At 58.0% G+C, this 13,517-nt stretch carries 7 protein-coding genes; all 7 read left to right on the top strand.

Going from position 1 to position 13,517, the window contains the following annotated elements; all coding sequences use genetic code 11:
• Positions 1–21 precede the first annotated feature (21 nt).
• The 7 genes from rpoB (at position 22) to rpsJ (ending at position 13,465) form a co-directional block, all read left to right on the top strand.
• The gene (rpoB, locus tag V5B39_RS07650; protein WP_332342317.1) at positions 22–4,305 is read left to right on the top strand and encodes a DNA-directed RNA polymerase subunit beta; all 4,284 of its coding nucleotides are present in this window, start codon (positions 22–24) and stop codon (positions 4,303–4,305) included.
• A gap of 87 nt (positions 4,306–4,392) precedes the next feature.
• Positions 4,393–8,616 carry a DNA-directed RNA polymerase subunit beta' gene (rpoC, locus tag V5B39_RS07655; protein WP_332342318.1) on the top strand — a complete coding sequence of 1,408 codons (4,224 nt, stop codon included), beginning with the start codon at positions 4,393–4,395 and terminating at the stop codon, positions 8,614–8,616.
• Between the two features lie 164 nt (positions 8,617–8,780).
• Positions 8,781–9,158 (top strand): 30S ribosomal protein S12, encoded by a 378-nt coding sequence (gene rpsL, locus V5B39_RS07660; RefSeq protein WP_034923848.1) that lies wholly within the window; start codon positions 8,781–8,783, stop codon positions 9,156–9,158.
• A gap of 96 nt (positions 9,159–9,254) precedes the next feature.
• A complete protein-coding gene (rpsG, locus tag V5B39_RS07665; RefSeq protein WP_034923845.1) occupies positions 9,255–9,725 on the top strand; it encodes a 30S ribosomal protein S7 in 471 nt (156 codons plus the stop codon).
• Positions 9,726–9,784: 59 nt separating this feature from the next.
• Positions 9,785–11,878, top strand: a complete 2,094-nt coding sequence (fusA, locus tag V5B39_RS07670; RefSeq protein WP_332342347.1) for an elongation factor G — start codon at positions 9,785–9,787, stop codon at positions 11,876–11,878.
• 25 nt (positions 11,879–11,903) lie between these two features.
• Complete coding sequence (tuf, locus tag V5B39_RS07675) at positions 11,904–13,094, top strand: elongation factor Tu (protein WP_332342312.1); 1,191 nt, start codon at positions 11,904–11,906, stop codon at positions 13,092–13,094.
• Positions 13,095–13,153: 59 nt separating this feature from the next.
• Positions 13,154–13,465, top strand: coding sequence for a 30S ribosomal protein S10 (rpsJ, locus tag V5B39_RS07680; RefSeq protein WP_034923830.1), 312 nt, complete (start codon positions 13,154–13,156; stop codon positions 13,463–13,465).
• Positions 13,466–13,517: the final 52 nt, after the last annotated feature.

Raw genomic sequence — 13,517 nt, forward strand, 5'->3', positions numbered from 1 at the left:
CCTTCTGAGTTCGGAGCGACCATGACCTACTCCTACACCGAGAAAAAGCGTATCCGCAAGAGTTTTGCCAAGCGCTCTACCGTGCTTGACGTACCGTTCTTGCTGGCCACCCAGTTGGAGTCGTTCTCTGCCTTCCTGCAGGCAGGAGTGCCGCCGGCACAGCGCAAAAACCAGGGTTTACAGGCTGCCTTTTCCTCGATTTTCCCGATCGTCAGTCACAGCGGCAATGCACGGCTGGAGTTTGTCAGCTTTACGCTTTCCGACCCGGCTTTCGACGTTACGGAATGCCAGCAGCGTGGCCTGACTTTCGCGTCGGCCTTGCGGGCGAAGGTGCGCCTGGTCATTCTCGACCGCGAGGCGCCGGACACCATCAAGGAGGTCAAGGAGCAGGAAGTCTATATGGGCGAAATCCCGCTCATGACGACAACCGGTTCCTTTGTCATCAATGGTACCGAACGGGTCATTGTCTCGCAGCTTCACCGCTCACCGGGGGTATTCTTCGAGCACGACCGTGGGAAGACGCACAGTTCTGGCAAACTGCTCTTTTCTGCACGCGTCATTCCCTACCGCGGATCATGGCTGGATTTCGAGTTCGATCCCAAGGATCTCCTGTTTTTTCGCGTTGACCGTCGCCGGAAGATGCCGGTCACCACGTTGTTGAAAGCGATCGGTCTGACACCACAGCGCATCCTGCGCGAATTCTTCGAGTTTGATACCTTTTATCTGGGCAGGCGGATCGTCGAGTTTGCGCTCGTTCCGGAGCGTCTGCGTGGGGAAGTCGCGCGTTTCGACTTTAACGATCCGTCTGGAAAGTTGATCATCGGCAAGGACAAACGGATTACTGCCAAACACATTCGTGAACTCGATCAGGCTGGGATCAAGCAGGTCGCTGTTCCTGATGACTTTCTGATTGGCCGAGTGATTGCCGAGGACATCATTGACCAGAGTAGTGGCGAGATCCTGGCCAATGCCAATGACGAAATCACCGAGAGCCTGTTGGCAAAACTCTCCGAATCTGGGGTCGAATCGCTGCATACCCTGTATATCAACGACCTCGATCGCGGTGGCTTCATTTCGCAGACTTTGCGCACCGATGAAACCATCTCTCGGCAAGCCGCCCGCATTGCCATTTACCGAATGATGCGGCCCGGCGAACCACCCACCGAAGAAGCCGTCGAGATACTTTTTAACGGCCTGTTCTACTCGGACGACCGCTACGATCTGTCAGGGGTTGGCCGGATGAAGTTCAATCGCCGGGTTGCCCGGAAGGCGGTCATCGAATACAAGGTCATGGTCAAGCACGTGCCCTCCAAACGCGATGCGATCATCAAACTGATCAACGACCAGGTGGGTGATTCGGTCGCCAATGTCGAACAGATGATTGCCGAATTGAGCCATGGTCCGCGTGCGGTGGCGGAGAACCTGACTCAGGAAGCTGCGGTGACCTTGTTTGAGCAGTTGAAGGCGCTGGGGGTTTCTGGTGAGGTGCGCGAACAGCTGACGCTGTCGCCGCGTGATATCGTTGAAGTCATCAAACTGCTCGTCGAGCTGCGCAATGGTCGCGGAGAGATCGATGACATCGACCATCTGGGTAATCGCCGGGTTCGTTCGGTCGGCGAACTGGCCGAAAATCAGTTCCGCGCTGGGCTGGTGCGCGTCGAACGTGCCGTGAAAGAGCGTTTGTCACAGGCCGAATCCGACAATTTGATGCCGCACGATCTGATCAACGCCAAGCCGATCAGCGCTGCAGTCCGCGAGTTCTTCGGTTCCAGCCAGTTATCGCAGTTCATGGACCAGACCAACCCGCTTTCCGAGATTACCCACAAGCGTCGCGTCTCGGCACTCGGCCCAGGTGGTTTGACGCGCGAGCGAGCCGGTTTTGAAGTGCGGGACGTTCATCCGACCCATTACGGCCGCGTCTGCCCGATCGAAACACCGGAAGGCCCGAATATCGGACTGATCAATTCGCTGGCGCTGTATGCCCGTACCAATGAGTATGGTTTCCTGGAAACCCCCTACCGCAAGGTGGTCGACGGTCGGGTCACCGATCAGATCGAGTATCTTTCAGCCATCGAAGAGGGCGCCTATATCATCGCTCAGGCCAATTCCGATCTGGGTGATGGCGGCGTGTTGACCGATCAGTTGGTGACTTGTCGTGAGAAGGGTGAAACCATTCTCGCCGAGCCGGCGCGCGTTCAGTATATGGACGTGGCACCGAGCCAGATCGTCTCGGTTGCGGCGTCGCTGATTCCCTTCCTTGAGCACGATGATGCCAATCGTGCGCTGATGGGCGCCAACATGCAGCGTCAGGCGGTTCCTTGCCTGCGTCCGGAAAAGCCCTTGGTGGGAACGGGGATCGAGCGAACGGTGGCGGTGGATTCGGGTACTGCGGTACAGGCGCTGCGCGGGGGCCTGGTCGATTACGTCGATGCCTCGCGCGTCGTGGTGCGGGTCAATGACGACGAAACCGGGCCAGGCGAAGTCGGTGTGGACATCTACAACCTGGTGAAGTACACGCGCTCCAACCAGAACACCAATATCAATCAGCGGCCGCTGGTTCGCGTCGGTGATCACATTGCCAGGGGCGACGTGGTGGCCGACGGGGCATCGACCGACAAGGGAGAACTGGCGCTTGGCCAGAACATGCTGGTCGCCTTCATGCCCTGGAATGGTTACAACTTCGAGGACTCCATTCTGATCTCGGAGCGCGTGGTTGCCGAAGACCGCTTTACCTCGATTCACATTGAGGAACTGACCGTCGTCGCGCGTGACACCAAGCTCGGCCCCGAGGAAATTACCCGTGACATTGCCTCTCTGGGTGAATCACAGCTCTCCCGCCTCGACGAATCGGGAATCGTCCATATTGGTGCCGAGGTTGAAGCAGGCGATGTGCTGGTTGGCAAGGTGACGCCGAAGGGTGAAACACAGCTCACTCCAGAAGAGAAGCTGCTGCGCGCAATTTTTGGCGAGAAGGCGTCTGACGTGAAAGACACCTCGCTACGCGTTCAATCGGGTATTTCCGGGACGGTCATCGACGTGCAGGTGTTTACCCGTGAGGGGATCGAGCGCGACAAGCGGGCACAGTCGATCATCGACGATCAATTGCGAAGCTACAAACTGGACCTTGCCGATCAACTGCGCATCGTCGAACGCGACGCCTTCGCACGTGCCGCGCGAATGATCGTCGGCAAACCGGCGAATGGCGGACCGAAAAGGCTGGCCAAGGGCACGCTGGTCACCCAGGAATACCTCGACGGCATCGACCCGCATCACTGGTTCGATATCCGGATGGCCGATGAGGACGTCGCGCAGCAACTCGAATCGCTACGCGAGGGTCTCGAACAGACTCGCAAGGAATTCGACATCGCCTTTGAGGAAAAGCGCAAGAAACTCACCCAGGGTGACGAATTGCCACCGGGCGTGCAGAAGATGGTCAAGGTGTACGTTGCCGTCAAGCGCCGACTACAGGCTGGCGACAAGATGGCCGGACGGCATGGCAACAAGGGGGTGGTTTCGCGCATCGTACCGGTTGAGGATATGCCTTACATGGCTGATGGTCATCCCGTCGACATCGTGCTCAACCCGCTCGGCGTGCCTTCACGGATGAACGTTGGCCAGATTCTCGAGGTCCACCTCGGGCTTGCCGCCAAGGGTCTGGGCCATAAAATTGGTGACATGCTGCGCCGGCAGTCGACTGCCAGAGAGATGCGTGCCTTCCTCGACCGAATCTACAACAGCACCGGCAAATCTGAGGACCTCGATCAACTGACTGATAACGAGATTCTTGAAATGGCAGGTAACCTTGAAGCTGGAGTGCCTTTTGCGACACCGGTTTTCGACGGTGCCAAGGAGTCCGAAATCAAGTCCGTCCTGGCACTGGCGGGCATGCCGCAATCGGCCCAGATGACGTTGTACGACGGGCGTACCGGCGAGCAGTTCGAGCGCCAGGTCACCGTTGGTTACATGCATGTCCTGAAGCTGCATCATCTGGTCGATGACAAGATGCACGCGCGTTCGACCGGACCGTACTCTCTGGTGACCCAGCAGCCACTCGGAGGCAAGGCGCAGTTCGGTGGGCAGCGCTTCGGAGAGATGGAAGTATGGGCGCTTGAGGCCTACGGTGCATCCTACGTGCTGCAGGAAATGCTCACCGTCAAGTCCGACGACGTCAATGGCCGAACCAAGGTATACGAGAACATTGTCAAGGGTGACCACAAAATCGATGCCGGCATGCCGGAATCGTTCAACGTTCTGGTCAAGGAAATCCGTTCACTGGCGATCGATATCGATCTCGAACGCTTCTGATAGCTATGCGGCGAGCGAGGGGCAAGGTCAATTCTCCCGTCGCATGGTCCTTGACCCCTGACAGCGCACTCCTCACAGGAGCAAAAGATGAAAGCATTGCTGGATTTGTTTAGGCAGGTGACGCAGGAAGAGCAGTTCGATGCGATCACCATCGGTCTGGCTTCGCCGGACAAGATTCGTTCATGGTCTTACGGTGAAGTCAAGAAGCCCGAGACGATCAACTACCGTACCTTCAAGCCCGAGCGTGATGGGCTGTTCTGCGCCAAGATTTTTGGTCCGATCAAGGACTACGAGTGTCTTTGCGGCAAGTACAAGCGGCTCAAGCATCGGGGTGTCATCTGTGAGAAATGCGGCGTTGAAGTGACGCTGGCCAAGGTGCGACGCGAGCGTATGGCACACATCGAGCTGGCCAGCCCGGTCGCCCACATCTGGTTCCTGAAGAGCTTGCCGAGCCGTCTCGGCATGGTGCTTGACATGACGCTGCGTGACATCGAACGGGTACTGTACTTCGAAGCGTTCGTGGTCTTCGAGCCGGGCATGACGCCTCTGGCGCGCGGCCAGTTGCTGACCGAGGATGATTACACGGCCAAGGTCGAGGAGTACGGAGACGACTTCGAAGCCAAAATGGGTGCTGAAGGCATCCGCGAGTTGTTACGTTCGATCGATCTGGCGCGTGAAGTCGAAATGTTGCGTAGCGAACTGGAAACCACCACCTCGGAAACCAAGAGCAAGAAGTTCTCCAAGCGGCTGAAGATTCTTGAGGGCTTTCAGAAATCGGGCATCAAGCCGGAATGGATGGTGCTCGAAGTGCTGCCCGTACTGCCGCCGGATCTCCGCCCATTGGTGCCGCTTGACGGTGGGCGCTTTGCGACATCGGATCTCAACGATCTCTACCGTCGCGTCATCAACCGCAACAATCGTCTGAAGCGCCTGCTCGAACTGAAGGCGCCTGAAATCATCGTGCGCAATGAAAAACGCATGCTTCAGGAAGCGGTCGACTCGCTGCTTGACAACGGGCGTCGCGGCAAGGCGATGACCGGTGCCAACAAGCGTCCGCTGAAGTCGCTGGCTGACATGATCAAGGGCAAGGGGGGGCGTTTCCGTCAGAACCTGCTCGGCAAGCGCGTTGACTACTCGGGTCGTTCGGTGATCGTCGTCGGGCCACAGCTCAAGCTGCACCAGTGCGGTTTGCCGAAACTGATGGCGCTCGAATTGTTCAAGCCTTTCATCTTTAACCGTCTCGAAGTGATGGGTCTGGCGACCACCATCAAGCAGGCGAAGAAGATGGTCGAGACCCAGGAGGCGGTGGTCTGGGACATCCTCGAAGAAGTGATTCGCGAGCATCCGATCATGCTCAACCGCGCGCCGACGCTACACCGTCTCGGCATTCAGGCTTTCGAGCCGACACTGATCGAAGGCAAGGCGATCCAGTTGCATCCACTGGTGTGTGCGGCCTTCAACGCTGACTTCGACGGCGACCAAATGGCGGTGCATGTGCCCTTGTCGCTGGAAGCCCAGATGGAAGCCCGGACCCTGATGCTGGCGAGCAACAATGTCCTGTCGCCGGCAAATGGTGAGCCGATCATCGTGCCATCGCAGGATATCGTTCTCGGTCTCTACTACGCCACACGTGAGCGGATCAACGCCAAGGGGGAGGGAATGATGTTCCCCGACCTGGCAGAGGTGACACGCGCCATGCAGGCCGGCGAACTCGACATTCACGCGCGTATTGCGGTGCGCATTACCGAATACGAGAGTGACGGTGAGAACGGCTGGCAGGAGAAGATCACCCGTTACCACACCACTGCAGGGCGTGCGCTGCTTTCCGAGATTCTGCCGAAGGGTCTGCCATTCAGCCTGATCGACAAGAGTCTCAAGAAAAAGGAAATCTCGAAGCTGATCAATGCCGCCTTCCGCCGCTGCGGCCTCAAGGAAACCGTGGTCTTTGCCGACAAGCTGATGCAGAACGGCTATCGTTTGGCGACCCGCGCCGGTATTTCGATCTGTTCCGACGACATGCTGGTGCCGGCACAGAAGCGCGAGATCATCGCTGCTGCTGAGGCGGAAGTGAAGGAAATCGAGAACCAGTACACCAACGGTCTGGTCACCAATGGTGAGCGCTATAACAAGGTGGTCGATATCTGGGGCCGTACCGGTGACCAGGTTGCCAAGGTGATGATGGATCAGCTTGGTCACGTTGAGGTGAAGAATCGCCGCGGGGAGATGGAAAAACAGGAATCGTTCAACTCCATTTTCATGATGGCCGATTCTGGCGCTCGCGGTTCGGCAGCGCAGATTCGCCAGTTGGCGGGCATGCGCGGCCTGATGGCCAAACCGGACGGATCGATCATTGAAACGCCAATCACAACCAATTTCCGAGAGGGACTGAACGTCCTTCAGTACTTCATCTCGACTCACGGTGCGCGCAAGGGCCTTGCAGATACAGCCTTGAAAACCGCCAACTCGGGTTACCTGACGCGGCGACTGGTCGACGTGACCCAGGATCTGGTAGTCATCGAGGACGACTGTGGAACCAGTAACGGGGTGACGATGAAGGCGTTGATCGAAGGTGGAGAGGTCATCGAGGCCTTGCGCGAGCGTATCCTCGGTCGGGTCACGGCCTCCGAAGTCGTGCATCCGGACACGCAGGAGACGGTCATCGAGCCAGGGACGCTGATCGGTGAGGATCATTGTGACCTGATCGATCAGTTAGGTATCGATGAAGTCAAGGCACGTACGCCACTGACCTGCGAAACCCGTTACGGACTGTGTGCCAAGTGTTATGGCCGTGATCTCGGTCGTGGTACGCCGGTCAATGTTGGTGAGGCGGTCGGCGTTATCGCCGCACAATCGATCGGCGAGCCGGGGACGCAGTTGACCATGCGGACCTTTCACGTCGGGGGGGCTGCGTCACGTGCTGCCGTGGCGAGCCAGGTCGAGACGCGAAGCACTGGCGTGGTGCGCTTCACCGTGAGCATGCGCTATGTCACCAGCGCCAAGGGCGAGAAGATTGTCATTACCCGTTCCGGTGAGATACTGATCACCGACGATAACGGGCGGGAACGTGAAAAGCACAAGGTGCCCTACGGCGCGACACTGCAGGTCGCTGACGGTCAAGCCGTCAGGGCAGGTGCCCGGCTGGCCAGCTGGGATCCGCACACGCGCCCGATCATTGCTGAGTACTCGGGTCTCGTAAAGTTCGAGAATGTCGAGGAAGGGGTCACTGTCGCCAAACAGATCGATGAGGTCACTGGGCTTTCAACACTGGTGGTGATCGATCCGAAGCGCGGCGGCAAGGCGCCCAGCAAAGGCCTGCGCCCGCAGGTCAGGTTGTTCGAGCCCGATGGCCAGGAAGTCAAGATGCACGGCAGCGATCACCCGGTCACCATCACTTTCCAGGTCGGGGCGATCATCAATGTTCTCGATGGGCAACCGATTTCAGTAGGTGACGTACTCGCTCGCTTGCCGCAGGAATCGGCCAAGACGCGTGACATTACCGGCGGTCTGCCACGGGTTGCCGAACTTTTCGAAGCACGCACGCCCAAGGATGCCGGAATGCTTGCAGAATATACTGGCACGATGTCCTTCGGCAAGGATACCAAGGGCAAGCAGCGGCTGGTGATTACCGACCTTGACGGGGCCACCCACGAATATCTGATTCTCAAGGACAAGCATGTCCTGGTACATGACGGGCAAGTGGTGAACAAGGGTGAATCAATTGTCGATGGGGCGCCGGATCCGCATGACATTCTGCGGCTGCTGGGGGTCGAGGCGCTGGCCATCTATATCACCGATGAGGTGCAGGACGTTTATCGCCTGCAGGGCGTCAAGATCAACGACAAACATATCGAAGTGATTGTTCGCCAGATGTTGCGCCGGGTCAATGTGCTGGACCCGGGTGATACCAAGTTCATCAAGGGAGAGCAGGTGGAGCGTGCGCATCTGCTCGACGAGAATGACCGGATGATCGCCGAGGGCAGGCTGCCGGCGACCTATGAGCATGTGCTCCTGGGCATCACCAAGGCCTCCTTGTCCACCGATTCGTTCATTTCGGCGGCGTCCTTCCAGGAAACGACGCGGGTGTTGACCGAAGCGGCGATCATGGGCAAGCGGGATGAGTTGCGCGGACTCAAGGAGAATGTCATTGTTGGCCGTCTAATTCCGGCGGGTACGGGCCTTGCCTATCACAGTACGCGCAGGAAGAACGCTGCTGGCGAGGATATCGCTGGCGGGGGGGAGCTACAGACCGACGATGAGGCATCGCGTAGCGAAGAGAGTTCCGAGAATGCCCAAAATGCTTCGGTAGCTTGACTTGAAATGTAATAGACCCTAAAATCGCCGGTCTTTGTCGCCGATGCCTGCAGCGCTTCGGTTAATCATCATTATTGCCAGGGCGGCCTTTGGTCCGCCTTGGTTTTTTGGCAGAAGCCCTGTGCTTGCACGGCGCTTGCTGAACTGAACATAGGGGTAGAAACATGCCGACCATTAACCAACTGGTGCGCAAGCCTCGCGAGGCGATACGCAGCAAAAGCAAAGTCCCGGCGCTGAGTAATTGCCCTCAGAAACGGGGCGTGTGCACCCGTGTCTATACCACCACGCCGAAGAAGCCGAACTCGGCGCTGCGGAAAGTCTGCAAGGTGCGACTGACGAATGGCTTCGAGGTCATTTCGTACATTGGCGGTGAAGGCCACAATCTGCAGGAACACTCCGTGGTTCTGATCCGGGGTGGTCGCGTCAAGGACTTGCCGGGCGTCCGTTACCACACCATTCGCGGCTCGCTTGACACACAGGGCGTCAAGAAGCGCAAGCAGGGCCGTTCCAAGTACGGTACCAAGCGCCCGAAAGCTGCTTGAGTTCCGTCCGAGTAAGGGCTGCTCCTGATGGGTGGCCGGGAAGGTCGGGTCTTTTGCCCTGACTCTTCGACTGAATTGTGACTATGAGAGGTTGCTATGCCCCGTCGTCGTGAAGTGCCGAAGCGCGATATTCTGCCGGACCCAAAGTTCGGCAATGTCGAAGTGTCGAAGTTCGTGAATACGATCATGAAGAGTGGCAAGAAATCCGTTGCCGAACGAATTGTCTATGGTGCTTTTGACCAGATTGTCAGCAAGACCGGCAAAGATCCGCTGGAGGTGTTCGGCTTGGCTTTGGGAAATATCAAGCCCCTGGTCGAAGTGAAAAGCCGTCGTGTCGGTGGCGCCAATTACCAGGTCCCGGTTGAGGTCCGACCGAGTCGCCGTATGGCGCTAGCCATGCGCTGGCTGCGCGAGTCGGCGCGCAAACGTTCTGAAAAGTCGATGGGTCAACGCCTGGCAGCAGAAATGCTGGAAGCGTCGGAGAGTCGCGGCGGTGCGGTCAAAAGGCGTGACGAAGTGCACCGTATGGCCGAAGCCAACAAGGCATTCGCTCACTTCCGGTTCTAAGATGCACCACCGGCGCCAACGGTGCTGGAGATCGTTCTTTATTAGTGAAGGTTTATACTGTGGCACGCAAAACTCCCATTGAGCGTTACCGGAACATCGGCATCAGCGCTCACATCGATGCCGGTAAGACGACGGCGACCGAGCGTATCCTGTTCTATACGGGTATCAACCACAAAATCGGTGAAGTGCATGACGGCGCCGCGACCATGGACTGGATGGCGCAAGAGCAGGAGCGTGGCATCACCATTACTTCGGCGGCCACGACCTGCTTCTGGAAAGGGATGCAGTTTGATCGCCCGGAGCATCGGATCAATATCATCGATACACCCGGTCACGTTGACTTCACGATTGAGGTTGAGCGCTCAATGCGGGTTCTCGATGGTGCGTGCATGATTTATTGCGCAGTCGGTGGTGTGCAACCGCAGTCAGAGACCGTTTGGCGGCAGGCAACAAAATACAAAGTGCCTCGCCTGGCCTTCATCAACAAGATGGATCGCCAGGGTGCGGATTTTCTCAAGGTCGTCGATCAAATGCGGACCCGTCTCAAGGCTAATCCGATCCCGATCGTCATCCCGATTGGCAAGGAGGACTACTTTGAAGGCGTCGTCGACCTGATCAAGATGAAGGCGATCTATTGGGATGAAGCCTCTCTGGGGATGAAGTTCGACTATCGCGAGATCCCTGCCGCATTGCAAGCCGAGGCCGATGAGTGGCGTAGCAAGATGGTTGAAGCTGCTGCCGAGTCCTCCGAGGAATTGATGGACAAGTATCTTGACGCGGGGGATCTGACCGAGGCCGAGGTCATCAGGGGTCTGCGTGAGCGTACGATTGCCTGCGAGATTCAACCGGCACTTTGTGGCACGGCTTTCAAGAACAAGGGTGTGCAGCGCATGCTTGATGCGGTGATTGATCTCTTGCCGTCGCCGGTCGATATTCCGCCGGTGACCGGGGAAGATGACAATGGTGAGCCGGATGTGCGTGAGGCTTCCGATACTGCCAAGTTTTCCGCGCTCGCCTTCAAACTGATGACCGACCCCTACGTCGGCCAGTTGACCTTTATCCGGGTCTATTCAGGTATCCTGAAGTCCGGTGACACTATCTACAACCCGATCAAGGGTCGTCGCGAACGCATCGGGCGGGTTTTACAGATGCACGCCAACAATCGCGAAGAGCTCAAGGAAGTTCTTGCCGGCGACATCGCTGCTTGCGTAGGCCTCAAGGATGTCACTACTGGCGAAACGCTCTGCGATCCCTCGGCGGTCATCACCCTCGAGCGCATGGTTTTCCCGGAGCCTGTGATTCACGTGGCTGTTGAGCCGAAGACCAAGCAGGATCAGGAAAAGATGGGCATCGCTCTCGGCCGCCTGGCGCAGGAGGATCCTTCTTTCCGCGTGCGCACCGATGAGGAGTCGGGGCAGACGATCATCTCGGGAATGGGTGAGCTGCATCTTGAGATTATCGTTGACCGCCTAAAGCGCGAGTTCGGTGTGGACGCCAATGTTGGAGCGCCGCAAGTCGCGTATCGCGAGTGCATCAAGAAATCGGTCGAACAGGAAGGAAAGTTCGTCAAACAATCGGGTGGGCGCGGTCAGTATGGCCATGTCTGGTTGAAAATCGAGCCCAACGAGCCAGGCAAGGGCTACGAATTCATCGACGCCATCAAGGGCGGTACGGTGCCTCGCGAGTACATTCCTGCGGTCGACAAGGGGCTGCAGGATGCTGTCACCAGTGGCGTGCTCGCCGGATTCCCGGTGGTTGACATCAGGTTCACCCTGTTCGAAGGCTCCTACCACGACGTCGACTCCAACGAGAATGCCTTCCGTCAGGCTGCAGCCATTGCCTTCAAGGAAGGCATGCGGCGGGCGTCGCCGACTTTGCTGGAGCCGATGATGGCGGTCGATGTCGAGACTCCGGAGGACTACATGGGCAACGTGATGGGCGACCTCTCGAGTCGGCGTGGCATGATTCAGGGGATGGAGGATCTGCCGGGCAACATCAAGGCGATCAAGGCAGAGGTGCCGCTGGCCGAGATGTTTGGTTACTCGACTACTCTTCGCTCACTGAGTCAGGGCCGCGCGACCTATTCAATGGAATTCAAGCACTATGCCGAGGCGCCAAAGAATGTCGCCGAAGCGGTCATCAACAAGAAATGACTGATCGAGGATATAAGGTAAAGGTATGGCCAAGGGAAAATTTGAGCGTACGAAGCCGCACGTCAATGTCGGCACGATTGGGCACGTCGATCACGGGAAGACGACGCTGACGGCGGCGATCACGACGATTCTGGCGAAGAAATTTGGCGGAGTGGCGAAGGCTTACGACCAGATTGACGCGGCGCCGGAGGAAAAGGCGCGTGGGATCACGATCAACACCGCGCACGTCGAGTACGAGACAGCCAAGCGCCATTATGCGCATGTGGATTGCCCGGGGCACGCCGACTACATCAAGAACATGATTACCGGTGCGGCGCAGATGGACGGCGCGATTCTGGTGGTTTCGGCGGCGGATGGGCCGATGCCGCAGACGCGCGAGCACATTCTGCTGGCGCGACAGGTGGGTGTGCCGTACGTGGTTGTTTACCTGAACAAATGCGACATGGTTGACGACGCCGAGTTGCTGGAACTGGTCGACATGGAAGTGCGCGAGCTGCTGTCCAAGTACGATTTTCCGGGTGACGACACGCCGATCGTCCAGGGTTCGGCGCTGAAGGCGCTGGAAGGTGATACGGGTCCGCTGGGCGAGCAGTCGGTGATGGCGCTGGCGGATGCCCTGGATGCCTACATTCCGGCGCCGCAGCGGGCGATCGACAAGCCATTTCTGCTGCCGATCGAAGACGTATTCTCGATTTCCGGACGGGGCACGGTCGTCACGGGTCGTGTTGAGCGGGGAGTCATCAAGGTGGGTGAAGAAGTCGAGATTGTCGGCATTCGGCCGACCGTCAAGACGATCTGCACCGGCGTTGAAATGTTCCGCAAATTGCTCGATCAGGGTCAGGCCGGCGACAACGTGGGCATCCTGCTGCGTGGCACCAAGCGCGACGACGTCGAGCGCGGGCAGGTGTTGGCGAAGCCCGGTTCGATCAAGCCGCACACGCATTTCACCGGCGAGGTGTACTGCCTGTCGAAGGAAGAAGGAGGGCGCCATACGCCGTTCTTCAACAACTATCGCCCGCAGTTCTATTTCCGCACGACCGACGTGACGGGGGCCATCGCCATGCCGGAAGGGGTCGAGATGGTGATGCCGGGTGACAACGTGCAGATGACGGTCAAGCTGATTTCTCCGATCGCCATGGAAGAGGGCCTGCGCTTCGCGATCCGCGAAGGGGGTCGTACCGTCGGCGCCGGTGTGGTGGCGAAAATCATCGAGTAGTCGGGCACACACTTCTGGTGGGGCTGCTACGGCCCCACCGATCGCTCTTTGGAAAAAAAATGCACAGCCAGAAAATTCGTATTCGCCTGAAAGCCTTTGACTATCGCCTGATCGATCAGTCCGCACAGGAAATTGTTGAAACCGCCAAGCGCACCGGCGCCGTTGTCCGCGGTCCGGTGCCGTTACCGACCCGCACCGAGCGTTTTGATATTCTGCGTTCGCCGCATGTAGACAAGACCTCGCGCGACCAGTTTGAAATCCGTACTCACCTGCGCTTGATGGATATCATCGATCCCACCGACAAGACCGTCGATGCCTTGATGAAACTCGATCTTCCCGCCGGTGTTGACGTCGAAATTAAGTTGCAGTAAGCACCTGCGAGCGGCTATAATCGCCGCCTTTCGTCGGGCAGTCGCGTAGTGA

This window comes from Accumulibacter sp. (genome assembly GCF_036625275.1).
Lineage (GTDB): Bacteria > Pseudomonadota > Gammaproteobacteria > Burkholderiales > Rhodocyclaceae > Accumulibacter.